Origin of the sequence: Rhodohalobacter sulfatireducens, from assembly GCF_022012475.1 — a bacterium.
Taxonomy (GTDB): domain Bacteria; phylum Bacteroidota; class Rhodothermia; order Balneolales; family Balneolaceae; genus Rhodohalobacter; species Rhodohalobacter sulfatireducens.
Genome location: NZ_JAKLWS010000025.1, coordinates 1 through 24,266 on the forward strand (window position 1 = coordinate 1; position 24,266 = coordinate 24,266).

The window sequence follows — 24,266 nt, forward strand, 5'->3', positions numbered from 1 at the left end:
AATAGGCTGAAAGCCTAAGATATATCAGCCCGGGGCATCGCCCTGGGTTTTAGGAGTAAGTATCCTCAAGGCAGGCTGAAGGCCTGCAAGAATCTGAGTTAGTTCAAACATGTGATTGACTATCGAACAGCATGCAGAATTTGTCCATAGGATCAGATAATGAAAATATGCGTGCAGTTACAGAAATGCATTGGAATTATGAGTTGATTTCTGATAAATAGTGTAATGATTCAGTAGAAGCGGAGCTTCGGATTGGCGTGCCAAAAGATACTTTGCGCCCCTCTACGCTCTTGACGGTTTAAAATTCGGTAGTTCAAGTTGGGTGACTCTATGCTGTCAGCCCCTTTGTTTATTCTCTCCCAAAATGCTCAATGAATCGTTATGATGTGAATATACCAGAACTTTTTGAGGCTCAACCCATCCTGGAGCAGAGGCTTGGTCCCGAACTATTTGCCGATATTCCACAGGAGCCGGGAATCTATCGCTTCTATGATGAGGACGGACAAATTCTTTATGTTGGAAAAGCAAAAAATTTAAGGAGAAGACTTTTTACCTATAAACGAGCCAGGCCGGGAAGAACGTCGAGGAAAGAATCGAAGTTAATCAGCCGGATTCAACGGTTTGATTATGATCTAACGGAATCCGAAGAGGAAGCTATTCTTCAAGAGAACTATTGGATTCGCAAGCACCGCCCAGAATTCAATCATGCTAATAAGCATACTGAAACATACTATTTTATTACAGTTCAGCGATCGGAGAAGGCACTAATCTTTGGCCTTTCCATGAACCCATCCGGGCAATTATTCCCTGAAGAGGAGAAACCACTCTATCAAAAGTTTCCTCCTTCATATAACAATCATGTTGATTCAAAAACTTATGGGTGTTTTAAAGGACACAGAACAGTTCGAAGTTCGCTTGGGTCACTCCTCCAACTGATGTGGATGAGTGAATTTGGATCCCTCTCACCACATTTTTTGCCGGTTCAGCTCAGCCGAAACTTGACACCCATGCGGTTTCAACTTCCGCTCCAAAATCAAATCAATTCCGGAACAGAAAACCTGGAATCGATGATAGACCATTGGTTTTTGGGAAACTCAAAAGATCTTCTCAGTTACCTGAAAGAAACTGTTGAACCGAAAGATGGCTCTGTATTTACCAATAATTTTATTGATGAGAATGTTGAGATCCTAGAAACATTTTATCAACGAAACCTCCATCGCTATCGAATGATGAGAGAATTAAAAGAAAACGAAGAGTCCCATTTGATTGATCAAACCGAACTCGATGATTTAATAACGCGATTTAACAACAACCAACAACAAACTATCGTCAACTGACAAAAGAGCTCTATTGCTATTCATCTATTTTTCTGTTTTTTTAATTCAGGTTATTTCAATTTACACAGAATAATGACAGTTAAGCTGTATGAAAATGTACTTTGAAAAATCAAACTAAAAATTGAAACCACATTAAAGGTAAATTATGTCTCCTTTCGTAGCAGAAATTATTGGAACGGCAATACTCATATTGTTTGGGGGCGGCGTTGTTGCTAATGTTGTGCTCAACAAAACCAAAGGCTATGACAGCGGATGGATTGTCATCACCTGGGGATGGGGGATGGGAGTTTTTATCGCTGTATTTACAATGGGCCAGTTTAGTGGTGCTCATATCAATCCTGCAGTAACGGTCGGTTTAGCCGTAGCCGGTTTGTTTGAATGGGGATTAGTGATTCCGTACATCATTGCACAAACGATTGGGGGCTTTTTGGGAGCAGTACTGGTTTGGTTGGCATATAAAGATCATTTTGAAATAACTGAAGATGGCCCAACCAAATTGGCAATTTTTTCCACCGCACCCGAGATAAGAAACTACCCCGCTAATTTTCTTACGGAGGTAATTGGTACATTTATTCTTGTTTATGGTATTCTTCTTCTGCCGGAAGCAGGCTTTATTGGTTCGAATGGTGAACTACTCACAACGATTGTGATTGAAGGGCAGGAAGTCGGGTTTGGTTTAGGAGCTATTTCAGCTCTGCCGGTTGGACTTCTGGTTTTGGGAATAGGTCTGGCACTAGGTGGTCCCACTGGTTATGCTATCAATCCTGCACGGGACCTTGGGCCACGAATTGCCCATGCTATTCTTCCATTTTCAAATAAAGGAAGTAGTGACTGGGCCTATTCCTGGGTTCCTGTTATCGCCCCGCTTGTTGGTGCGGCAGTAGCAGCCGGATTGCACCTTCTTTTTTAGTTGTAAGATGCCCTCTGTTTATTCGCGAATCGAACCAATGAGAGCATCACCGGTACCTCAATAAGAACACCTACCACGGTTACTAATGCCGCCCCTGATTGTAATCCAAACAGTGCAATGGCTACAGCTACAGCCAATTCAAAAAAATTACTGGCACCGATCATTGAACCGGGAGCACAAACCTGGTATGGCAGTCCAATTTTCCTCCCACCGTACCATGCTAATACAAAAATAAAATAGGTTTGAAGGGTTAGAGGAATCGCGATTAACAAAATGTCAATCGGCTGGTCTATGATTCGTTCTCCCTGGTATGCAAACAATAAAATCAGAGTAATTAATAAGGCTGAAATAGAAACCGGTTTGAATTTTGGCAAGAATTTAGACGTGTACCACTCCTGCCCTTTTCGGCTGATTGCAATCTTGTGCGTGAGATATCCTGCAACCAATGGAATCACAACAAACACAATGATGGAAGCTGCCAGCGTATTCCACGGAATAGTTATGTCGGTGATACCAAGTAACAATCCTACAATGGGAATAAATAAGATCAGTATTAGCAGATCATTAACCGAAACCTGAACCAATGTGTAATTGGGATCTCCATCCGACAAATACGACCAAACAAACACCATAGCGGTACAAGGAGCGGCACCCAATAATATCGCTCCGGCTATATATTGATCGGCAAGTTCAGGTGAAAGCCAGGCCGAGTAGATCTGATCAAAAAAGATCCATGCAAAAAAGGCCATGGTAAATGGTTTGATGGCCCAGTTAATGATCACCGTCCACACTACACCTTTTGGGGATTTGCCAATCTCTTTAAGAGAAGCGAAATCCACTTGCAACATCATCGGATATATCATCAGCCAGATTAATATAGCTACAGGAATATTCACCCTGTAGATTTCCCAGTCGCTGATAACCTCTATCGAATCCCCTGCCAGGTACCCAACTCCGATTCCAATTCCTATACAGAGAAGTACCCAAAGTGTGAGGTACCTCTCAAAAAAGTCCATCTGTTTTTTTGATTCAGGCATCTTTAATTTTTTTCGATTGATAAATTTCGTTTTCCGAATGTACTTAACAACAAGTAACTAATTCCTTTCCAACATTCAATTTAGGCTTACAAACCGTTGGTTTTACATTCAATTGAAGTGATACTGATTCAGTGGTACTATCAAAAGACTCAATGGAATACCGAATAGTAGGAAAATTGGAATCCCCAAATTCAATAAACAGTTCAGCATTATCTTTGTAGGACTTTTCCTGGCCCACAATATCAATGATTTTGATTGCTTTGTCGGTTGTCCAGTCAGCAACTGTATCTGACCATTCATTGACTGAAAGCTGGATAACAGTTTCGTCATAGGAGTGGGGATTGCCACCACAATCAACCGAATCAACCGAGTGGTGCTGAATTTCTGTGATATGGAGGTCACCCGAGATCACTGTCTGATCCGGTAAGACAAATTGGAGTTTCTTGCCAGAGTTGGAGATAAGTTTATGTATAAATGTAGCAGTATTCATCCTATCGTATTTTTGCGATTAATATTGGTAAATTTTTTTTGATACTCATTAAGATGTTTATGCTATTCTGATTTTTCTCATTAAATAATGAATTTAATCAGCTTTTCCATCTATCAGATCATTTGCTCAGCTATTCGTGGTTCTCCGGTTAAGAGGGATTATCGAGATGTCGAATCTAAATTTTTTGATGTTATTTTAAATTTCTATTTGTCAAACTCATCATATAAAACATCTGCGTTGCGATCTGTTTGCAGCGTTCATCATAAGTTTCAGTTTCTTTTTCGGTTCCGTCTGATTCTTTGGGATCGCGATAGGTGATCGGCTTCCTGAATTCAGCACCCGGCACAAACGGACAGTTTTCATCGGCATCGGAGCAGGTCATAATTGCAGCAAAACCTGAGTCGGGATTTACAGGGTCATCAAATGTTTTTGAGAAGCAGATCATCGGGTCGGAGTCCTCATCAAACCGAACTTTGTACCTTGGATTTTCGCCCCCTGGGTTTTCAATTTGAAATCCGGCTCGTTCCAGTGCTGCAACGGCTCGTGGATTAAAAGCCGTGGCTTCTGTTCCACCGGAATAGGTTTCTATATCATTTACGTTATAGTGGCTAGCAGCAACCGCTGTCCAGATCTGGGCTAAATGACTCCGCCGGCTGTTGTGTGTACAGATAAAATTCAATTTAGCGGTCTCATCGTGACCAAGTTTCGAACCGGCATAATCTGCTACCTTTTCTAAATCATTTTTTCGGGATGTTGGAATGGAATCAAAATTTGATTCCAGGTTTGATAAATAGGTTTTTAATGTTGTATACATGATGGTTTCAGCAATTCATTCAATTTTTCGTAGGGTAGTTCATTATATGATCAGCGATCTGCCAGAGTACTCGGGGTTGGCAGTGTCACGCCGATGGAGAATCCGGACTCTGACAGGTTCTCAATTGAATTATCTTTCGACTAATTAAAAATTGGATGGAAAAAATTTAACAGCAACCCGATCCTGGTTCACAACTAGCAGAGTTATTTTCTGAAACCAATTCAGTAACTTGGTTTTGATATGATACATTGGTTTTGCCAGGTTTTTGAGCAAAGACAGTGATACTGTAGATGCCGGTTCCACCTGAATTGAACTCATTGATCTCTTCATGATTGAGATACTGACTCAAAATATCATCCGGTAGTTCAATCGGCTTTTCTTTTTGAATGGTGATATTTTCAAAACCAACCTCATGAATGTGATTCAGATACTTTTCTTTTTGAATGGCTCCGGCTACACATCCGGCATACATTTCGGCATCTTGCCGAAGAGACTTCGGCAGATCTCCCTCCAGTACGATATCAGAAATGCTGAAATGTCCACCCGGTTTTAAAACACGATGGATTTCCGAGAACACTTTTGGCTTGTCGGGGACCAGGTTTAGTACACAATTACTTACAACTACGTCCGCTATATTATCGGAAACGGGCATCTCCTCGATATCGCCGAATCGAAACTCTACATTATTGTAACCCAATTTTTCTGCATTCTGCCGAGCTTTGCTAATCATCGATTCAGTGAAGTCAATACCCAGAACCTTGCCTTCGGGCCCTGTTTCATGGCGAGCTACAAAACAGTCGTTTCCTGCACCCGAACCGAGGTCGATAACCGTATCACCTTTTTTAATTTTGGCAAATTGAGTAGGGAGACCACAGCCGAGCCCGAGATCAGCATCAGAATTGTATCCCTCCAGTTCACTATAATCATCAGTCATGATATTATAGACTTTTTTGGATTCACCACCGGCTCCACAGCATGAACGGGCATTGTAATCGGCACCCTGGTCACTGATTTGGCTGTATTTGTTTCGAACCGTTTCTTTAAGTTCCTCAGAAGTTTTTTGGTTTATGCTCATATTAACAGCAATTAGAATGTTGAGTTGAAAGATTTGTTAAAAAATTCTTCATGATCTCCTGCAGATCGGAAATTGTTTCTTCGTCCAGGCAATAGCAGGTTCGAACGCCGTCAATCTCACCTTTAATAATGCCTGCTGATTTCAGGGCTTTCAGATGTTGAGAAACCGTAGATTGAGCGAGTGGCAGCTGTTCTGTGATATCTCCACAGATGCATGTGTCCCGTTTCGCCAGGATTTCAAGAATTGCAATCCTTGCGGGATGTCCTAATGCTTTTGCAAACTCCGCGGTTTGAACCTGCTTTTTGTCAAATAGTTCTGCTTTTGTAATTGCCATAATCGTATATCGTAAATTTACGATGAATATAAACGGATTTGTCTTTGTTGTCAATGATTATCATGAATAAAATTTTGAGTTCTCTCACCACTTGCGCCAGTTAGGAGATTTATCCAGGGGAGTGGCAATAAAACTGAAAAGTGCTATCGGCACGGCCTATCTCAGGCTGACCAACTTTAGGGAAATTAAACTGCAGAAAAGCCCGTAATTACAGTTCCGGGTGTTTCATCTTGCAAATCTGCGACGTCGCAAAATGATTCAATGTCAATTTAATTGAAACGGTTTCATTTTTTATCGAAAATATTGTAATCTGTTCACCGAATTGAACGTTACTCTCCAAATAAATCGAATAGCAGTATATGAGTTTTCAAATCCAAACCTCTGGTGATAAGTATGATGTTGCAATTGTGGGATCCGGAGCCGGTGGCGGGATGGCTGCTAAGATCCTCGCTGAATCCGGTCTGTCCGTAGCGGTTTTAGAAGCCGGTGGATATTTTGATCCCGCCCAGGAAGAGTACAGGACTCAACTGCGCTGGCCATGGGAATCCCCCCGAAGAGGAGCCAGTACCGTTCGGGATTTCGGAGATTTTGATGCCGCCTGGGGAGGCTGGGAAATTGATGGTGAACCTTACACCAGAAATGATGGAACCGAATTCGACTGGTTTCGATCCCGTATGTTGGGTGGGCGAACCAATCACTGGGGACGAATCTCGCTTCGGTTTGGTCCGGAGGATTTCAGGAGAAAAGATATTGACGGGCTGGGTGATAACTGGCCCATCGGCTACGAAGATATCAGCCCTTACTACGACAGGGTAGATAAACTGATTGGAGTATTTGGGACGAATGAGGGATTGCCAAACGATCCTGATGGCTATTTTCTGCCCCCACCCAAGCCGAGACTTCACGAGCTCTATATTCAAAGAGCTGCTGAACAGGCCGGAGTTCCTGTAATTCCATCACGGCTTTCTATATTAACCCGTCGGGTGAGTGAGCGCAGAGGGGCCTGTTTTTATTGCAGCCAGTGTAATCGGGCTTGCAATGCTTATGCTGATTTTTCGGCCGGTACATGCCTGGTTCAGCCAGCCATGGAACGTGGTAAAGTGGACCTCTATACCAATGCAATGGTCCGCGAAGTCACTACCAACGGCGACGGATTGGCAACCGGCGTTGTTTATATCAACAAAGAGGATATGCAGGAATACCAGGTGAAAGCTCGTACAGTTGTTTTGGGAGCCTCGGCATGTGAAACTGCTAGAATTATGCTGAACTCCAAATCAGCACAACACCCCAATGGATTGGCAAACGGAAGTGGTGTTCTCGGTCGATATCTTCACGATTCAACAGGAACATCAAGGTCTGCAATAATTCCCGAACTGATTGATCGCAAGCGATACAATGAAGATGGTGTGGGGGGTATGCATGTTTATACTCCCTGGTGGGGAGATAATTCACAACTCGACTTTCCGCGCGGCTATCATCTCGAATATTACGGTGGGATGGGAATGCCGCTCTACGGTACAGGATTTGGAATGGACTCGGCGCGACAGTATATCAAAGATGAAATGGGTAACCCTTCACCCAATGGAGGCTACGGTAAAGGCCTGAAACAGGATATTCGAAAATTATACGGTTCAACAGTTGGAATTTCGGGTCGAGGTGAATGTATCGCCAGATACGACAACTATTGTGAGATCGATCCGGATACAGTCGATAAATACGGTATTCCCGTGCTCCGATTCAATTATACATGGAGTGAACACGAGATTAACCAGGCAAAGCATATGCATGATACATTCGAGGAGATTTTGACCAATTTGGGTGGGATTTTGCTGGGTGATAAACCGGGCCCCGAAACCGACTATAATCTTGCGGCTCCCGGGCGAATTATCCATGAAGTTGGAACTACAAGAATGGGAGATGATCCCTCAACATCCGTTCTGAATGAGTACTCTCAGGCTCATGAGTGTGAAAACCTGTTTGTGGTGGATGCCGGAAGTTTTGTATCGCAGGCGGATAAAAATCCAACATGGACCATCATGGCACTTTCCTGGAGGACCTCGGATTACATTGTCGATCAAATGGAAAAAGGAAATCTCTAATCAACAGAATTATGGACAGAAGAGAACATCTTAAATTATTATTAGCAGGCGGAGCGGGAGCTGCACTTTTCATGTCAAGTTCCTGTACTCCGGAAGATCAACGACGAAGTGAAGAGATTATCGCCGAAAATGGCGGTGGGCCGGGATATGGCCGGACGGAAGAAGAAGAGGAGAGAGATGCCCGTTTGAGGTCGGAAACATTTTTTACCGATCATGAAATGGCTACAGTTGCCGTTTTAGCGGATATCATTATACCAGCAGATGAAGAATCGGGAAGTGCGACTGACGCCGGAGTACCTGACTTTATCGAGTTTATGATGAAAGATTACCCGCCGTTCCAAAACCCAACGCGTGGCGGTTTGATGTGGCTGGATAGTCAGTGTAATGAACGATTTGGAAGCAGATTCGTCGACTGTACTGAAGAAGAACGGATAGAGATGGTGGACCTGATCGCCTGGCCCGATGATGCCGATCCTGATATGATGTATGGAGTTCGATTTTTTAACCGGATGCGTGATCTCGTTTCAACAGGATTTTTTACTTCTGAGATGGGAGTTGAGTACATGGACTACAAAGGAAATACGCCCGGTTTTTGGGATGGCGTACCACAGGAAGTTCTGGAAGAACACGGCTTTTCCTATGACGAAGAGATGATGGATAAATACATCAAAGAGGAGGAGCGGTACGTATTAGCTGAGTGGGACGAAGATGGAAATGTGATCAATCGATCCGGGGATAGCGGGTAGTTTTTTTGATAGTAGAAGCGGAGCTTCATACTAGGTGTAGTAGGTGTAGTAGGTGTAGTAGGTGTAGTAGGCGTAGTAGGCGTAGTAGGCGTAGCGAAGGAGACCTTCGCTAATCAACAAACCTGACAGCACCTACCGGATCTGTCAGCGTTATATGTCAAAGACAATTGCCTTCAAAGCTAAGATGAGATCGGAAAAGGCACCTAGCAAGATGTCAATTCGCTAAACACGTTTAGACTTTTGCAACAAGTAAGAATATAAATTACCGTCTGCTTTAGCTTACGGTTAGAGAAGATTCACAATTAGTGGCTTCAGCCCCATTCTTCACGATCACCCTTCAGATCTTCTCACCCGAATGCCATACGCCTCTTGTGGGTTTTGAATTAGAAGCTGATTGATCTCCTCATTCGAAAAACCTCTCTCTTTCAGTTCCGGAATCAAGCTTTCAAAAATATCGGTGTAGCTCCTGAAGTCTCCTCCGTTTTCGGTATCCGCTTCGTAAAACCCGGCATCATGTGAGATTAGGACCTGGTTCAGAAAACCAGCTTCTTTGAGTTCTTCAATTCGATCTGCAGTCCACTCAATATTTCCGCCGTCATTGCCTTCATCATTTACATTATCAAGAGAGATCCATGCACCCTCTGCAGCAGCCTCTAAATTCCCTTCAAGAGTACCTGATTGGGCATGAGTCCAAACCCACGCTGCAGGAGATACACCGCTGCTGGTCAAGCGTTCAACTTGCTCAAGAGCAGGAACATCCCCGATCGTGTGTGAAGTAATGGTCAGCCCTGTTTCGAGATGAGTTTTGATGGCTGCATCTACAATTTTTTGGTGCAGATTAGAAAGTGGTTGCTCACTCCCGACAGAAATTTTCATGAAGCCCGGCCGTATGTCACTTCCTTCAATACCGTTTTCAAACTCATCAATCCAGATTTCAGCAATTTCATCCGAACTGTTCTCGTAAGCTAACTGAGGCATAAAGTTATTATCAACTGCCCCGTAAAAACCGGTGTTGGTAACCACGTTTAATCCGGATTGGTCAGAAAGTTCAGCGAGAATAAACGGGTCTCTACCGAGATAGGCAGGACTCAAATCAAAAAAGGTATTGAGACCCAACTCTTTAACTTCCAGCAAGTAGGGGAGAACCCTTTCCACTACATCTTCACGATCCCAGCGGTGGTAGCCGGTACTGTCCGCCCCAATCCAATCAACCATTACATGTTCGTGGACAAGCGTGGTATCCATTTCTGAAGCATTGATTGGGCCTTTTACAGTCATGATCGTTCGCCCCTCATCTGCAGAATCTGACGTACAGGAGAAGCCGGTGATCAAAGCTGCGATAAGAACGGGTAGAAGAAGTCTGTTTGAGTGCATGATTGAAATATTGGAATTTGAAGTCTAAAAAATAACTCCTATCAAATTAATACTTCAATCGGAAATAGCAATACTTTTAAATAGGAGATATTTAGTTATCTGAATTACTTTCATCATCATCTTTTGTAAAAATGCTGCGTATTCTCCCAAAAATTGATTTTTTCTCTTCATCATCTTTTACAACAGGTTCGTCATCATCCCGACCCTGGAAAAAATCCTTGAGACGGTCACTGAGCTTATCAGGCCGAAAATCCGGACAGTTCAAACGGTAAGACAAGCTGGTTTGGTTCGAGTAAAAACGGTCTGCCTGTTCAAGCTCAGGGTAGTCTTGGATATTTTGAAGAAAACGACCCACAATGGGAAGAGCTGTCTGTGATGCATATCCCATAGAGCCATCAAACCGAACCCGGTAGTTCCATCCGCCGACCCACGTACCAAATACCATTTCGGGTGTCATGCCCACAAACCATCCATCGGTGTAATTTTGGGTGGTTCCGGTTTTTCCGGCGAGTGCATGATCAATTCCAAACCTGGATCGAAGCCTGTAACCGGTTCCCTCATTCACAACTTTTTCAAGCATTCGAACCATAGTGGCTGCCGTTCGGGGTGAGAGAGAGTTATCATCCATAGCTGACGCCACCTGCTCATTGTACCCGGGAGTTTCATTTTCGGGCTGATAAATCACTTCCCCCTGGGCATTTTTTATGGATGTAATCAAAATGGGAGTTGCCGGTCGGCCCTCATTTAAAAAGGAGGTGTAGGAGGTGACCAGTTCCATCAGGGAAACTTCAGCTGTTCCCAATGCGATAGAGGGTTCTGACGGTATATACGATTGAATTCCCATTTTTTGTGCGGTGCTTTGGACTTCCGGAATACCGGTATCCATCAGAAGATCCACTGCAATTGTGTTGTAGGAATTCGCCAGCGCTGCTGATATTGAATATCGTCCGCCATACTCATCGGCATGGTTTCTGGGGGTCCACTCTTCATACTCTTCGTAAGTAGTAAGAATATTTCTTCGATAATCGCAGGGACGCATTCCCGATTCAAGAGCAGCTGCATAGACGATCGGTTTGAAGGCCGAGCCCACTTGTCTTTTCGATTTTACATGATCGTACTTAAAATGTTTATGATTGATTCCGCCAACCCAGGCCACTACATGTCCGTTTTGAGGTTTCATCGCCAAAAACCCAGAATTCAGAAAGGATAAATAATGTTTCAAAGAATCATACGGTGCAACTGATCTCTGTTCATATCCATCCCATGTAAAGAGCTCCATTTGTCTTGGAGTGTGTAGAACACTGTCGATTTCGGAGTCCGTTCGGCCTGCATTCTTTAACTGTTCGTACTGGTCCGTTTGTCTCCATGCATAATGAATAGTCGAATCATTTCTATCTGCAAAGATGGGACTGCGTTCAATTTGGCGATTGAGAAAATCCTGTAGCTCCTTCATTTGTGCATCCACAGCTTTTTCAGCCGCTATTTGTACTCTCGAATCAACCGTGGTTTGGATCTCAAGGCCATCTGTATAGAGGTTATATTTTTTTCCATCTGAACCGGTTCTTGATTCAAGTATTCTCGACACCTCTTGCCGAATGTGTTCTCGAAAATAGGGGGCAGGTCCTTCATTGGAGGTGATACGAGTATAGGTCAATTGCGTAGGCAGAGCCATCACCGAATCTGCAACTTCTGAAGATAGGTTTCCATATCTCACCATTTGATTGAGGACTACATTACGTCTCTCTTTAGCTCTTTCGGGATGATTTTTAGGGTTATACCAGGAGGTCCCCTTCAGCATGCCTGTTAGCGTAGCGGCTTCCTGCAGATTCAGGTCGGAGGCATCCTTGCCAAAAAATCGAAGGGCAGCCATCTCAACACCGTAAATTTCCTCTCCAAAAGAGACGCTGTTCAGGTAGAGGGATAGAATCTTCTCTTTTGAGTACACCCGTTCCAGTCTTCGAGCGATAATCATCTCTCTGAATTTATCCCCTACAAGGTGAAACCAACCGGTTTCATCCCTCGGATAGAGATTTTTTGCAAGCTGTTGGGTGAGAGTACTTCCACCGCCGGTGTCCTGACCTAATAAAATGGTTTTAAAAAGAACACGGGCAAGTGCTCGTTCATCAATACCGTTATGTTCATAAAAACGTGCATCCTCTACAGCAATCAGGGCCCGTGTCATTAACGGGTTGATCTCCTCGAGGGATACTTCCGTTCGGTTTTGCAGGTAATAGGTACCAAGAAGTTTTCCATCAGAGGAGAATACCTGGGAGGCCTCGTAATTTTGAATGGATGAGAGTTCGTCCGTTCCGGGAACAGGGCCAAAATAGCCACCGTAAACCATAGATATAAAAATAATGACAAGAGCCAGTGGCAAGGCACAAAAACCAATGAGAATTCGCTTTTTGGTTTTACTCAAATTGATCTGTTTATTCACCGATAAATTAGTATAAGTTCTTTAGAAAAAGAGTGTCTGAAGATAATTTATACAACGTTCAGATAAATCAGTTCCATTCAAAAATTCTAAGGTTTCAAATGTTCAACATTCCGTTGAAAACCATATATTTGCAGCCGAACAATTTTAAAAATTAATCAGAAGATACCACTATGCCGAAAGCAATCATAAAAACTGAGAAAGGAGACATGAAAGTAAACTTCTTCTCTGAAGACGCTCCCAATACGGTTGATAATTTTGTAGCACTTTCAAATAAAGGATTTTACGATGGGCTTACGTTTCATCGTGTTATCCAGGATTTTGTGATCCAGGGCGGATGCCCCAAAGGAGACGGTTCCGGTGGGCCCGGATACTCCATCGACTGCGAACTGGATGGCGAGAATCAATACCACGAGCGAGGGGTGTTATCGATGGCTCATGCCGGACGAAATACAGGCGGCTCCCAATTCTTCATCTGCCATAGTCGAAAAAACACTGCTCACCTCGACGGAAATCACACTGTATTCGGAAAAGTTGTAGATGGACTGGATGTGATTGATGAGATTGAGCAGGGAGATAGGATTGAAGCGATCGAGATTGTTGAATAAAAGAAAGTGCGAGATCCGCGAAGTCTTTTTGAAACTTCGCGGATCTTGTAAAGAAGTTTACTTATTTCTAAACATGGTATGTCTGATCAGCGGCTTTAATTTAACAAATTCCATAATGATTGTTAGGAGAGTTGTGGAAATCTTGCAAGAGACATACCATGTTTTCTCGTTACTCAAGTCATCGGATGAGTATTCAATTAGGATATCATGTAAAAGCTGAATAGACTCATCCGATGACTCCTTGATCTACTGATACAACCACCAGTCGATCAGGTAAACTGCTCCGAATATAATACTCAGTCCAATTAAGCTGATAATCGGTTCCCATATCACAAATCCACCAATCGTCCCCAAAACAGCACCGAGATACTGAATAGTCTTCAGCTGTTCGTTGGTGGCATTGCGAATCATCATTTCGAGGCGCTGCTCATCATATTTTTGGAGATTTTCCTCCACCAAATTCTGCACATTAAGCTGGTTAATCAGTTTATAGAGAAGAAGCGTGATGACCTCGTCAATCTTGTCACTGTTGCGGTGGATCTTTTCAGGGAACTCATCTAGGTACTCTTCAATGTACCCGATATTTCGCTCTGCGGTGACCGGTAATCGCTCTAACAGGTTATTGATGAACTGGTGGAGTGTTTGACCACTGAGAAACGAATACGTTTTTAAAGCAGCTTTTTCCAGTGCCCGGTTCTGTAGTGCATCCTCAATTTCCAATAAAATGTGATCGGAAACTTTCTTTCGGAATTCAGGATTTTGAACCATAGAGTCAATGTACTCGAGTAACCAGGTTTTTAAATCTTTCCGAAAATCTTCCCGTTCGGTAATCTGCTCAATATGATCTATCGCCTGTAGTCGGTAGTGGCTAATCGCCTTCGATTCCCGAATTTTCTGTTTGATTAGTTCCGGGTTGATAAGATCTTCCGAAACAGCATGCGAGAGTCGATATGCAATCCGATCCTTGTGTGCGGGAACCAATCCCTGCCCAAGCAGTGGCCGTTTCTTCACCGGCCTGAAAAGCATTGTAATGGCAATCCAGTTGGTCAGGAAACCGATCATACCACTAACGGAGATGATGCGTATGATCCCTTCAAATTGGAGAGAAAGGCCGAAAATCTCAGCTCCGAATCCCTGGAAATCCCAAAGGAACGAGAACGCAAACAGGGCACAAAGAATCCAGGGAATCGGTTTTAAAACTTGAAGAATCGGTAATTTTGCAATCGTGGGAGCAGATGTAGCCCGGATATCTTTAGAGGTACTGCCGGAATCAAACTCAAGATACTTGGAGATGATCTCCCCGAGTTTTTTAAAATGACTCTCTTCCCCGGATGAATCCGTATTCGTAGTCACAGGTTTTTTTTCTTCTACTTCCATCGGTTGATAGACATCTTATAGATCAAATATTTATAAAAGTATTCGCGCGAGCATCCTCGCTCAACGATCCTTTAGCGTAGTTGACTCACTCGTGCCCGTAATGAGGGCATAAACATGGTGTAAAGCAAGTTAGCTCCTTGAATCAACTTCTGTTAACACTTTCGCCCTTCGTAGGGGAATTTCTCACTAAGACGTTATTACATCAACAGCTGTTTCAATTGTTAGTGTAGGTTCTTCTTTTATTCGATTCAACTCCGAAAGTTTTTTTCGGGTTGAATCTGCCAGATCCAGTTTCTGCAGGACTTCTTTCCCCGGCGCGACCACCGGTCCGTCCAGGTGAACCCATCCTTTCGAAATAAATTCATCAACTGTTTTTCCAAAATTGGAAGGTTTGATGACTCCCAAATCATCGAGTAGTATTCCAAGTTCACTCATAGTCAAACAGGGTCTAAGAGATTGTGCGTTCACCCTGTTTTTGGATGATTTTGGAAAGAACGCTACATCCGGGTTCAGATCACTTACCAAAACTTTATCAATGGGTTCAGGCATGGAAAGGCTTCGTATTGTTTGATCGTAAATCCACTTGTACAGCTGACCGATATTTTTCGATAACTCACCAGAAATAGTACCCGGATCCAGGGACAGATCAATAGGATGGATGCTCTCATGCGGGCTGTCAGAATCGGCAATTTCTTGTAAATAAGTGGGTTTCAGATCATTAACCGAACCCCGTTTTAAATACTGCTTTCTCAAATGTGTCCAGGTATCACTGTAAAAAGCCTGTGCCGAGGTGCGCGGATAACTGATGAGAGACTCCTCAGAAAAAGGTAAAATAGTTTGAAAAAGCTGGTTCAATAGCAGTTGAGCGTCATACCCACTTTCAGGAGATTTTTGAGTGATCAGAAACTCAAGAACTTCAAATGTGGAAAGCGGTTTTACAGTTCTGAACTCGTTGGAATTCGATTCACTTCTTACTCCGATCCACTCATCAATTGGGCATTGTACGGGGCTTGTGCTTCGATATAAATGGTTGTTTTCATCCAGGAAGGAATGAAACTGATGATGGGCCCCAAATACAGATACTAAACCCGCAAGTTGGAGGTCTGAAATCTCTGCATGCTTTGGCCAGACGTTTTGAATGAGTAAACGGTTTTTGAGACGATTTTCAAGCATTGATTCATCCAGTTCCGTTGTATCGCTCAGCATGTTATGAATGCTCTCCCGGCTGAGGCTTTGTAGCTGTCCTCTCTTAACATTGGAAGATTTGATAAATTTGTTAACAGACCACGCGATAAAATCACCCGAAGGGTCAGAGTCGACCCCCACAACAATGGTATTGGCAATTTGCGATTGTTCTTTCATCTCCTTCCGGATCTCACGTTTATCCGGATCGGCAATAGCTTTCATTTTATGACGGGTCGCATCATATTTGGGTCGCCAGCAATATCCATCCGTGGAAAGCACATACACCGAAGGCGGACAAAGTTTTTGAATGATTCCCGCAATCGTAGGAGATTCAACAATTAGCAATGTGTAGACAGAGAGATCCATGATCAGTCTTTCAACTGTTCCAGGTAGTGATTTTCGAGTTGCGTCATAATATTTTTTTCATCCTTTGAAGTATCATTGTACCCTGCAAGGTGTAGCAACCCATGAATAAATATACGATAAAATTCCTGTTGAATATTGGATGCCATTTCGCTGCTCTGTTCAGCAATTCGAGGGGCACAGCAGTATAAGGTCCCTTCGATTTCTTCTTTTGATGGGCTTGAGTCTTGCTCATCATTATAATTGAAGGATATAATATCAGTTACGTAGTCTCTCTCGAGGTATTTTTTATTGATTTCAATGATGCCTTCCTCATCGACGTAGACAAGTTCAACCAGTTCGAAGGTAATGTTTTCTCCTGATTGGATAAGCCCGATGATACTCTCCAGATCATGTAACTCTACGGGCAGATCGAAATTAGAGGGATTATAAACTGATAGAACTGATTCGTTTAATTCGCCGGGAAAATCAGGAAACGTTGTCATCGTCGAAAGAGAAATCGTCGATATCGAGAGTGTCGGACAACGACAGGGCTACACCGCACATCATCATATCTTCAGGAAGTTGTGTAAAATCGCCGGTGAGTACGGAATCATCTACGTTGGAATACAAGCTGCAACCGGCACCCTGTTCAATAATCAGCCCGGAGGTAATTCCATTTTGCTTTCCGAAAAAAGTAACCTGCTTCAGCATTTCACTAGCTATGAATGCTGTACAGTTGTGTAGCTGTAAAAATGTATTCCCGGAGTAAACGGATACCATGTTCATGCGCTTTTCATCGACTTCAAGCCCAAGATGTATTTCAAGCGCTAGTTTTCTGCCATCTTCCTGGTTATCCATTTCGAGCCTGTAAACATCGTTACCGAGTCTTTTGGGTGTAGATTCCAACACTTTTCCAATGGACAAAATATTGTCTTCCGTAAATTCGTGTATCATAGAGTACTCAATTGTAACATTTATTGACCAGTAATATACGATCTGAAAGAATCATATTAAATAATATCAGTTGCCGAGCCCGAATTGACTGATTCGCTGGCGACTTTCCTCGACAGAATCAGGCAGAGCCAAGCGGCCGTTTGTGATTGAATTAACTTCAAAACGGAGCTGATCGGCCGCATCGATATCGTCATTTTCATAAAAGATATTTTGTAAAATCGTTAAGCGGCTCACCGAAAAGCTGATATTCTGGACAATCGATTCTCTTCTGCTTGAAAGCTGCTGCTGACGACTTTGCAATGCACGAGCTTCCTCGGTTTGTGCCCGGGACCGTGCCATTTGGATATCTTGCTGAAGTTCCTGCAATTGACTCTCAAGTTCATTCAGATCCTCCATATCGTATTGAAGTTCCCGCTTGAGTTGGTTGCCTACAAATGAGCCGAGTTCTTTAGCTCGTTCGATTTCACCTGCACGCATATATTTATATGCATAAAGGGTTGCCACGGTCCAGTCGTGCTCTATCTGTCGAAATGGAATATTATCCTCGCCATAGGACAGCCATTTTGCTGCACTTGTGGAATCACCGCGTTCCATGTAGGCATCTGCCAGTTGTGAGAAACTATACCGGTAATTACCAAGCATTCGTCGGATATTTTCATCAAAATAGACATCCGGTGAATTCCAGTTTTCAAATCTGAAGTTTTCAAGTCGCTCGGCGTGAACATCTGGATCTACATACCCAAACGGCCCACTATTTCGTTTCTTCGGTACTACTCGAAATGCCTTTCCTTCAAACTGGAAAAAATCCTGCAAGCCAAGCTGACCTGAATTCGAAACTGTGTTCGCAAAATAGACAGGTCTCAGCCACCTGTTATTCCTCAACATGTGGAGAATCATTTTATCTTGTGTTTGAAGGTAGAAACGTTCATTTCCGGCGCGATCTAGTCCCGCTGAGCGTCCCTCGAGGTACCAACTAACTTCTTCATCAAGCTCCTCAACCGGCATGGAAAAAGGTTCAGCCATTTGCAGTTGATTGTACAGCATTGGAGTTAGTTCAACATCCTCTGGGAGACCTCCTTGCCTGAAAAATTGATTGGTAGAATCTTCGAGTTGAGTGGGATCGGCCTCAAATACCGAATTCAGGAAATCCTTTTCAACCGGAATCGAAATCTGTTCCGGATCATACAACTCGAGCTGAGATGTCATCTGGTCGATCTCTTCATCGGTTAGAGTAATCGGGAGTGGCAGCGATTCGTGCGTTTTCCGATCCCGAAGCTGCTTAATATACCAGTCTGTATTCAACAAGCTGAGGTTTACAACCCTAACATCGGTTCGGACACCTTCAACTTCCTGGATATACCAAAGTGGGAATGTATCATTATCCCCGTTCGTAAAAACGATGGCATTTTCTTCGAGAGAGTTGAGCAAATTATAAGCATAATCACGGGCTACATAGCGTTCGCTTCGGTCGTTGCTGTGCCAGTTTTGCGTCAGCATCCAACCTGGAACTGCTAAGAACATGAGTGTAAGAGAGGCAAATACAACCTGTTTACTTTTCCCGGTCGCCTCTTTTATGATCTCAACTATACCCGTCAGTCCAAGGCCGATCCAGATCGTAAATGCAAAAAACGATCCCACGTAGGCGTAGTCCCGCTCGCGCGGTTCAAAGGGGGTTTGGTTAAGATAAAATATGATTGCAAGCCCGGTAAGTATAAAAAGGGCTAAAATTGAGAATGCACGTTTCCAATCGTTCTTGAAATGGTAGAGAAATCCAAAAAGCCCGAAAAGTAGAGGCAGGTAAAAATAACCGGTATTTGCTGGGTTGTTTGCATGCCTGGTGTCTGAAAAACCGGCGTACCAACCTGCATCCTGAACATCCGCTTCACGGCCAATAAAATTCCAATTTAAGTACCGTACATACATGTGGTTGACCTGGTAGTTCAGGAAGTAGGAGAGATCAGAATCGAATTGCGAATAATACTGTAAGTGTTGTGGTTGTGCAGAATGCCGTCGTGGAAAGAGAACCTCTTCATCGCGGTCGATAGCTCCAATGGAATTATCATAGGTGTTACCCATTAAAAGCGGGGATTGACCATATTGATCACGACTAAGGTAGCTCACAAAATCTTCTACGGTCGAAGGATCATTTTCGTCGATGGGAGGTTCGGCCTGTGACCGGATGATAATCAGGGCATAACTGGAATACCCGATCATAATCATAGTGATTGCCAGCATTACAATATTGGCAATTCTGTGGCTGTGTTTATGAGTGTAATATACCCCGTAGCCTATAGCTGCAACCACGAGAATTACGAAAGTAATCGGGCCAATCAAACCATAGGTATATGATCCAATCTGTCCGGCAATATCAGGCATCCAGATAACAGTGACCGGGTAAACAGTAAAAAATCCGAGAATAGAAATTCCGGTCATGATCAAGAAAGTGGAAATAGAAAATTCAATCTTCTTGAAGTAAATGATCAATGCTACAAAAAACAGAGCCAGGAGGTTCAGCAGGTGAACACCAATTCCAATTCCAAAAAGGTAAGCGATGACAATGAGCCATCGTTCTGCATAGGGCTTCTCATGATTGGCCGACCATTTCAGCGACAACCAGACAACGAGTGCAGTCAGGCACATTGAGGAGGCATACATCTCAGCCTCGGTAGCGTTAAACCACTGTGTATGGGTAACTGTAAAAGTAAGTGCGCCAAACAATCCGCCTGCATATAATCCCACCTGGTCCATAAAATCCATTTCATCGGCAGGCCCACGCCATTCTTCAATTAGCCTGACAATGATTAGGTACATTAACATAATGCTGACTGCAGATGCCGTAACACTTATTAAATTAATGCTTAATGCTACATAATCTGTTGGCATGAACATTGAAACCAATCGGCCTAAAATTGCAAAAAACGGAGAGCCGGGAGGATGGGCAATCTGAAGCGTATGCGAAATAGCAATATACTCGGCAGCATCCCAAAAAGAGGTGGTAGGCGCTACTGTTAGTGAATAGACTACAAAAGCATATAAAAAGCTGATAGCAGCAAAGAAAATATTTCGCTTCCGATGATTAGCGAACATTGACGATAAATCCATAGATCCGATTTAAAGTTACTTTAGTTTTTTAATCTACACTTTTGAATACTCCTTAACGAAAGAGCCCACATGTTATTTGCAAATATCTTGCTAAGATATTCAAGATCATCATTGAATGGGCAAAGATACCGAATCAGGCTTTGAAAGCACAATTGAAAATATATTGAAAGGGTCATTGATGAATGAATTCCAATTTGACCGAATGAAATGCTTGCCAAAGACTGGAAAAATGGTTATCAACAGAATCGTGTTCGGGAAAGTTATCAACAATAATGGATCTTAAGACAAAGCAAGGTTCTTACTCAAAAGAACGGTTTAGTACGAAATGGGGACTTATTCTCAGTGTTTTGGGGATCGCTGTAGGTACGGGTAACATTTGGCGGTTTCCAAGGATTGCAGCTCAAAATGGTGGTGAAACCGGTGCAGGTGCTTTCCTGATTGCCTGGGTAACATTTCTCTTTATCTGGTCGATTCCTCTCATTATTGCTGAATATGGAATTGGTCGGAATGGACGAAAGGGTGTTATCGGGTCGTACATAAAAATGGTCGGAAAAAACTCTGCCTGGATGGGAAGTTTTATAGGCTTTGTGGCTACAGCCATAATGTTCTATTACAGTGTAGTGGCGGGTTGGTGTGCGTACTACCTGATTGAGTCACTCTTTTCAGCTCTTCCTGAGAGTTTAGATCATGCGGAAATGGTCTGGGCGGGATTTCAAAGTTCAACCTTGCCATCCATATTTCATGCATTAATGATTTTCCTGGGAGGTTTAATCATTCTGAAAGGCGTGAAAAGCATCGAGCGCATCAATTTGATCTTGATTCCATCCCTTCTGCTTGTGCTGGTTATTTCTCTGATAAAAGCCCTGACTCTTTCTGGAAGCGGAGCGGGGATCGCCTATCTTTTTACGCCGGATTGGTCAACTTTAAAACAGCCCGGCCTATGGCTCGAAGCTCTCACACAAAATGCCTGGGATACGGGTGCCGCATGGGGTTTGATTTTAACCTACGGTGCTTATATGAGATCTAGAGACGATATCACAATTAGTGCCTTTCAAACCGGTATTGGGAATAACCTGGTATCGCTAATGGCCGCAGTCATTATCTTTTCAACTGTATTTGGGACTTTGGGATCATCTATGACGGATGGAGAGATACTAGAAGTGATGCGGACTTCAGGCCCGGCTTCAACGGGACTCACCTTTATGTGGATGCCTCAGCTTTTTAATGAGATGGCGGGGGGACGAATTTTTGCCATTCTCTTTTTCCTTGGGCTTACGTTTGCTGCATTCAGTTCACTTATCTCCATGATAGAACTGGCAACAAAAGTTTTTGTAGATATGGGTGTTACACGAAAAAAAGCAACGATTGGTGTTTGTGTTGTGGGATTTTTGTTCGGTATGCCATCCGCTATCTCTGTAGATGTTCTTGCAAACCAGGATTTCGTTTGGGGAGTTGGACTGATGATCTCCGGGGGCTTCATCTCATTCGCAGTGATTCGATTCGGAGCTGACAAATTCAGGAAAACACTGGTAAATACCGATGAAAGCAGGGTTAAACTTGGCTATTGGTGGTCGCTTATTATCAAATACGTGATTCCGGTTGAAGTGGTGACCCTGCTGGTTTGGTGGATCTATCTTAGTGCATCCGTTTACGCACCAGACACCTGGTACAATCCGCTCAGTCCTTTCTCAGTGGCAACAGTATTCCTCCAGTGGGGAGTGATGATGATTCTGTTCAAGGTCTACAATAAGAAGATTGCTGATAAGACGATTTTGAATTGAGATTCAATAAAATCCGCGAAGTTTTTTCAACGGATAACATCAAAAAAACTACATCTGTTTTACTTCAAATAATCTTAAATAGCAGTTAAATCTTCTTCTCAATGCGCTGAAGAGTTTCAAGAATGGCTTGAAGAGTTTCTTTTGATTCTCCATCACCGGAAGATGATGGAGTTGAAGAAGAGGTTTTTGAACCAAGGTCCGTAATCTTATCTCTTTGGTCGATCACCTGCTCCCGAAATTCTCTGGAATCCACAATCCCGATCAAAGACATATCTGTTCCGCCAGTAGTACTTTGTCCCGCAGTTTCAATTTTCAACGTGCTTAAACCGAAATATCTTAGGATTGGGCCTTCGCGAAACGTCAAGTCCTGGATTTTATCCAATGGAATGGTCCGTTCTACCTGGAACAGTACTCCTTTTCTGAAATTCAATGATCGAGTAGTGAGTTCACAAAACAAGCTGTCGAAATATTTGTTGAGATAGTATCTGCCAAAAATTAGCCAGAAGGGTATAATCACAATTCCAAAAACAGTGAGAACACAAGTTCCTACAACAATTGCCGTGATGTAAGTTTTAATTCGAGGATTAAATTGGGCTTCGACAAGGGTTTGTGCTTTTGTACTTGAAGGTTGTTCTTGCATAATTTTGTAATCAAGTTTTTTGTCTCTCAGAAAGGAATAGAATCTTGGGGAAAAGTCCAATAAAAAAAACGACAGTTTAGATAAGTAAACTGCCGTTTTAGAAGGTAATGGATGTGGGAACAAACGGGCGAAAAATTTTTTCGCCAAAGATCAAACAATCAGAAATAACTATTCGCTGGATTCAGCGGTTTGTTCAGAGTCTTTGGGGACAAAATGTAAAGCTGCTGAGTTCATGCAATAACGTAGGCCGGTTGGTTGAGGCCCATCATTAAACACATGCCCAAGATGCGAATCACACCGGCTGCAAACGATCTCGGTTCGTGTCATAAAAAAGCTGTTATCTTCTTTCTCTTCAACAGCATCTTCATCGATTGGTTTGTAGAAACTCGGCCATCCGGTTCCGCTTTTATATTTGGTTTCAGAATGGTAGAGCGGTTGGCCGCAGGCTTTGCATACATAAACACCTGTCTCTTCATTACTGTTGTATTCGTTAATGAAGGGGATTTCTGTTCCTTTTTTACGCAGAATTCTAAACTCTTCAGAAGAGAGTCTGTTTTTCCATTCCTCTTCGGTTCGAACTACTTTTTCTTTGTCTTTTGAGTCACTCATAGCTTCAGTATATGTGATATTGTTCAAAAAATGTTGATGATCTTCCTCCGTCACTTCCTGGTTTTGTGCAAAAGAGTTACAGGAAATTAATAGTATCGACAGCAGAAGGCTTGATATCGAAATAATTGGTTGTTTCATAGCATTTTAGTTTTCATTAGCAACAAATCCATACATGATTGCATTCGGTCATGATGAATGACTTATTGAAAAGTCCTAACACCAAACACCATGAAGGATTAACTTCATTCGGATTGATTTCGTGCATATTAAATAAAAATGTTATAAAGATGTTAGGATTGGCAACGGTGTGTCAATAAAACCGGGAATTATGCTGAATAGTTGTGTACATAATATGCCACACCCCAAATAAAAACCCATCCTGCTGCCATTATATAAAACATCCCAAAAACCAGGAAAGCTACATTTAGTAAATACAAAACGTGATACATCCAGTTTGGAGCACTCTCAGTTTTCCTTTTGGTGATTGACCTGAAGTTTTGATTGAAAAGCGTAAAAAGACGAGCCATTACCATCAAAACAGTATATACGTATAGCACGTATTCCAAGACAACTGTCGTATCAAAGAAAACAACAATCGCGATTACGAGAGTGGTTATCAGATCAACGGTGATATGTTTTAACCACTGCATCTAAATCAGGAGAGAAAAAAGCTGACAAATATTAAGGATTTATTGAAGTTGAATTACCTCTTTGGCCTGAAGACCCTTTTCGCCGTCGGCAATCGTAAATTCAACTTTTTCTCCTTCAGTCAACTTTCGAAATCCATCGCTTTGAATCTCTGAATAATGCACAAATACATCTTCACCATCTTCTCGGGTAATAAATCCATACCCTTTACCATTATGAAACCATTTAACAGTTCCTACTTCACGGTTTTCCATAAATAAATCCCATCTAACTAAGTTCCCATTGATAGTTATAACAGCTTCATTTTGCAAAGCAAAACCAAAACCATCATTCGCTAAAATACTTTGTTCGAACCTTTTTAGCAATA

Annotated in this window: 22 protein-coding genes; 6 read left to right on the plus strand and 16 right to left on the minus strand. The window is 42.7% G+C overall.

The features are described 5' to 3' along the window. Positions 1 to 386 precede the first annotated feature (386 nt). Positions 387 to 1,337 carry a nucleotide excision repair endonuclease gene (locus L6773_RS15750; protein ID WP_237855403.1) on the plus strand — a complete coding sequence of 317 codons (951 nt, stop codon included), beginning with the start codon at positions 387 to 389 and terminating at the stop codon, positions 1,335 to 1,337. A 145-nt stretch (positions 1,338 to 1,482) separates the two neighbouring features. Next, complete coding sequence (locus L6773_RS15755) at positions 1,483 to 2,247, plus strand: MIP/aquaporin family protein (protein WP_237855404.1); 765 nt, start codon at positions 1,483 to 1,485, stop codon at positions 2,245 to 2,247. Here the strand turns inward: L6773_RS15755 and arsB are convergent. The 5 genes from arsB to L6773_RS15780 form a co-directional block, all read right to left on the minus strand. Continuing rightward, positions 2,244 to 3,284 carry an ACR3 family arsenite efflux transporter gene (gene arsB / locus L6773_RS15760; RefSeq protein ID WP_237855405.1) on the minus strand — a complete coding sequence of 347 codons (1,041 nt, stop codon included), beginning with the start codon at positions 3,282 to 3,284 and terminating at the stop codon, positions 2,244 to 2,246. The two genes, L6773_RS15755 and arsB, sit on opposite strands and share 4 nt — an antisense overlap. 43 nt (positions 3,285 to 3,327) lie before the next feature. Continuing rightward, positions 3,328 to 3,774, minus strand: a complete 447-nt coding sequence (locus tag L6773_RS15765; RefSeq protein WP_237855406.1) for a DUF6428 family protein — start codon at positions 3,772 to 3,774, stop codon at positions 3,328 to 3,330. Positions 3,775 to 3,964: 190 nt separating this feature from the next. Further along, a complete protein-coding gene (locus L6773_RS15770; RefSeq protein ID WP_237855407.1) occupies positions 3,965 to 4,588 on the minus strand; it encodes an arsenate reductase/protein-tyrosine-phosphatase family protein in 624 nt (207 codons plus the stop codon). A gap of 166 nt (positions 4,589 to 4,754) precedes the next feature. Continuing rightward, on the minus strand, positions 4,755 to 5,663 hold the full coding sequence (locus tag L6773_RS15775) for an arsenite methyltransferase (protein ID WP_237855408.1): 909 nt from the start codon (positions 5,661 to 5,663) through the stop codon (positions 4,755 to 4,757). A gap of 1 nt (position 5,664) precedes the next feature. Then, positions 5,665 to 5,997: an ArsR/SmtB family transcription factor gene (locus L6773_RS15780; protein WP_237855409.1), complete on the minus strand. Its 333-nt coding sequence runs from the start codon at positions 5,995 to 5,997 to the stop codon at positions 5,665 to 5,667. A 359-nt stretch (positions 5,998 to 6,356) separates the two neighbouring features. On the opposite strand from L6773_RS15780, the gene L6773_RS15785 reads away from it, so the two are divergent. Both L6773_RS15785 and L6773_RS15790 read left to right on the plus strand, forming a co-directional pair. Further along, positions 6,357 to 8,096, plus strand: a complete 1,740-nt coding sequence (locus L6773_RS15785) for a GMC oxidoreductase (RefSeq protein WP_237855410.1) — start codon at positions 6,357 to 6,359, stop codon at positions 8,094 to 8,096. 11 nt (positions 8,097 to 8,107) lie between these two features. Next, positions 8,108 to 8,842 (plus strand): gluconate 2-dehydrogenase subunit 3 family protein, encoded by a 735-nt coding sequence (locus L6773_RS15790; RefSeq protein ID WP_237855411.1) that lies wholly within the window; start codon positions 8,108 to 8,110, stop codon positions 8,840 to 8,842. A 330-nt stretch (positions 8,843 to 9,172) separates the two neighbouring features. On the opposite strand, the gene L6773_RS15795 is transcribed toward L6773_RS15790, so the two are convergent. Both L6773_RS15795 and L6773_RS15800 read right to left on the minus strand, forming a co-directional pair. After that, positions 9,173 to 10,216: a phosphotriesterase family protein gene (locus tag L6773_RS15795; RefSeq protein WP_237855412.1), complete on the minus strand. Its 1,044-nt coding sequence runs from the start codon at positions 10,214 to 10,216 to the stop codon at positions 9,173 to 9,175. A gap of 91 nt (positions 10,217 to 10,307) precedes the next feature. Beyond that, positions 10,308 to 12,635: a penicillin-binding protein 1A gene (locus L6773_RS15800; protein ID WP_237855413.1), complete on the minus strand. Its 2,328-nt coding sequence runs from the start codon at positions 12,633 to 12,635 to the stop codon at positions 10,308 to 10,310. Between the two features lie 188 nt (positions 12,636 to 12,823). Between L6773_RS15800 and L6773_RS15805 the strand changes: the two genes are divergently transcribed. Next, positions 12,824 to 13,258: a peptidylprolyl isomerase gene (locus tag L6773_RS15805; protein ID WP_237855414.1), complete on the plus strand. Its 435-nt coding sequence runs from the start codon at positions 12,824 to 12,826 to the stop codon at positions 13,256 to 13,258. A 246-nt stretch (positions 13,259 to 13,504) separates the two neighbouring features. Here the strand turns inward: L6773_RS15805 and L6773_RS15810 are convergent, their stop codons facing one another. The 5 genes from L6773_RS15810 to L6773_RS15830 form a co-directional block, all read right to left on the minus strand. Further along, the gene (locus tag L6773_RS15810; protein WP_237855415.1) at positions 13,505 to 14,635 is read right to left on the minus strand and encodes a DUF445 domain-containing protein; all 1,131 of its coding nucleotides are present in this window, start codon (positions 14,633 to 14,635) and stop codon (positions 13,505 to 13,507) included. A 186-nt stretch (positions 14,636 to 14,821) separates the two neighbouring features. Beyond that, positions 14,822 to 16,186, minus strand: coding sequence for a toprim domain-containing protein (locus tag L6773_RS15815; RefSeq protein WP_237855416.1), 1,365 nt, complete (start codon positions 16,184 to 16,186; stop codon positions 14,822 to 14,824). A gap of 2 nt (positions 16,187 to 16,188) precedes the next feature. Then, a complete protein-coding gene (gene ybeY, locus L6773_RS15820; RefSeq protein WP_237855417.1) occupies positions 16,189 to 16,668 on the minus strand; it encodes an rRNA maturation RNase YbeY in 480 nt (159 codons plus the stop codon). Continuing rightward, on the minus strand, positions 16,652 to 17,119 hold the full coding sequence (locus L6773_RS15825) for a hypothetical protein (RefSeq protein WP_237855418.1): 468 nt from the start codon (positions 17,117 to 17,119) through the stop codon (positions 16,652 to 16,654). The genes ybeY and L6773_RS15825 overlap by 17 nt, the downstream gene beginning before the upstream one ends. Before the next feature lie 66 nt (positions 17,120 to 17,185). Further along, complete coding sequence (locus L6773_RS15830) at positions 17,186 to 20,221, minus strand: protein O-mannosyl-transferase family (protein ID WP_237855419.1); 3,036 nt, start codon at positions 20,219 to 20,221, stop codon at positions 17,186 to 17,188. 272 nt (positions 20,222 to 20,493) lie between these two features. On the opposite strand from L6773_RS15830, the gene L6773_RS15835 reads away from it, so the two are divergent. Next, a complete protein-coding gene (locus L6773_RS15835; RefSeq protein ID WP_237855420.1) occupies positions 20,494 to 22,002 on the plus strand; it encodes a sodium-dependent transporter in 1,509 nt (502 codons plus the stop codon). An 85-nt stretch (positions 22,003 to 22,087) separates the two neighbouring features. Here the strand turns inward: L6773_RS15835 and L6773_RS15840 are convergent, their stop codons facing one another. The 4 genes from L6773_RS15840 to L6773_RS15855 all read right to left on the minus strand — a co-directional run bounded on the left by L6773_RS15840 (position 22,088) and on the right by L6773_RS15855 (position 24,153). After that, entirely contained in the window at positions 22,088 to 22,642 is a 555-nt protein-coding gene (locus tag L6773_RS15840; RefSeq protein ID WP_237855421.1) for a PH domain-containing protein, read from the minus strand. A gap of 168 nt (positions 22,643 to 22,810) precedes the next feature. Then, a complete protein-coding gene (gene msrB, locus L6773_RS15845; RefSeq protein ID WP_237855422.1) occupies positions 22,811 to 23,389 on the minus strand; it encodes a peptide-methionine (R)-S-oxide reductase MsrB in 579 nt (192 codons plus the stop codon). A gap of 188 nt (positions 23,390 to 23,577) precedes the next feature. Further along, entirely contained in the window at positions 23,578 to 23,901 is a 324-nt protein-coding gene (locus L6773_RS15850; protein ID WP_237855423.1) for a hypothetical protein, read from the minus strand. 39 nt (positions 23,902 to 23,940) lie between these two features. Then, complete coding sequence (locus tag L6773_RS15855) at positions 23,941 to 24,153, minus strand: cold-shock protein (protein WP_237855424.1); 213 nt, start codon at positions 24,151 to 24,153, stop codon at positions 23,941 to 23,943. Between the last annotated feature and the right edge of the window lie 113 nt (positions 24,154 to 24,266).

Bases quoted from the DNA above. Each gene is read 5' to 3' on its own strand.
- L6773_RS15755 (WP_237855404.1), top strand. From the start codon at position 1,483: ATGTCTCCTTTCGTAGCAGAAATTATTGGAACGGCAATACTCATATTG.
- arsB (WP_237855405.1), bottom strand. From the start codon at position 3,284: ATGCCTGAATCAAAAAAACAGATGGACTTTTTTGAGAGGTACCTCACA.
- L6773_RS15765 (WP_237855406.1), bottom strand. From the start codon at position 3,774: ATGAATACTGCTACATTTATACATAAACTTATCTCCAACTCTGGCAAG.
- L6773_RS15770 (WP_237855407.1), bottom strand. From the start codon at position 4,588: ATGTATACAACATTAAAAACCTATTTATCAAACCTGGAATCAAATTTT.
- L6773_RS15775 (WP_237855408.1), bottom strand. From the start codon at position 5,663: ATGAGCATAAACCAAAAAACTTCTGAGGAACTTAAAGAAACGGTTCGA.
- L6773_RS15780 (WP_237855409.1), bottom strand. From the start codon at position 5,997: ATGGCAATTACAAAAGCAGAACTATTTGACAAAAAGCAGGTTCAAACC.
- L6773_RS15785 (WP_237855410.1), top strand. From the start codon at position 6,357: ATGAGTTTTCAAATCCAAACCTCTGGTGATAAGTATGATGTTGCAATT.
- L6773_RS15790 (WP_237855411.1), top strand. From the start codon at position 8,108: ATGGACAGAAGAGAACATCTTAAATTATTATTAGCAGGCGGAGCGGGA.
- L6773_RS15795 (WP_237855412.1), bottom strand. From the start codon at position 10,216: ATGCACTCAAACAGACTTCTTCTACCCGTTCTTATCGCAGCTTTGATC.
- L6773_RS15805 (WP_237855414.1), top strand. From the start codon at position 12,824: ATGCCGAAAGCAATCATAAAAACTGAGAAAGGAGACATGAAAGTAAAC.
- L6773_RS15810 (WP_237855415.1), bottom strand. From the start codon at position 14,635: ATGGAAGTAGAAGAAAAAAAACCTGTGACTACGAATACGGATTCATCC.
- L6773_RS15815 (WP_237855416.1), bottom strand. From the start codon at position 16,186: ATGGATCTCTCTGTCTACACATTGCTAATTGTTGAATCTCCTACGATT.
- ybeY (WP_237855417.1), bottom strand. From the start codon at position 16,668: ATGACAACGTTTCCTGATTTTCCCGGCGAATTAAACGAATCAGTTCTA.
- L6773_RS15825 (WP_237855418.1), bottom strand. From the start codon at position 17,119: ATGATACACGAATTTACGGAAGACAATATTTTGTCCATTGGAAAAGTG.
- L6773_RS15830 (WP_237855419.1), bottom strand. From the start codon at position 20,221: ATGGATTTATCGTCAATGTTCGCTAATCATCGGAAGCGAAATATTTTC.
- L6773_RS15835 (WP_237855420.1), top strand. From the start codon at position 20,494: ATGGATCTTAAGACAAAGCAAGGTTCTTACTCAAAAGAACGGTTTAGT.
- L6773_RS15840 (WP_237855421.1), bottom strand. From the start codon at position 22,642: ATGCAAGAACAACCTTCAAGTACAAAAGCACAAACCCTTGTCGAAGCC.
- msrB (WP_237855422.1), bottom strand. From the start codon at position 23,389: ATGAAACAACCAATTATTTCGATATCAAGCCTTCTGCTGTCGATACTA.
- L6773_RS15850 (WP_237855423.1), bottom strand. From the start codon at position 23,901: ATGCAGTGGTTAAAACATATCACCGTTGATCTGATAACCACTCTCGTA.
- L6773_RS15855 (WP_237855424.1), bottom strand. From the start codon at position 24,153: ATGGAAAACCGTGAAGTAGGAACTGTTAAATGGTTTCATAATGGTAAA.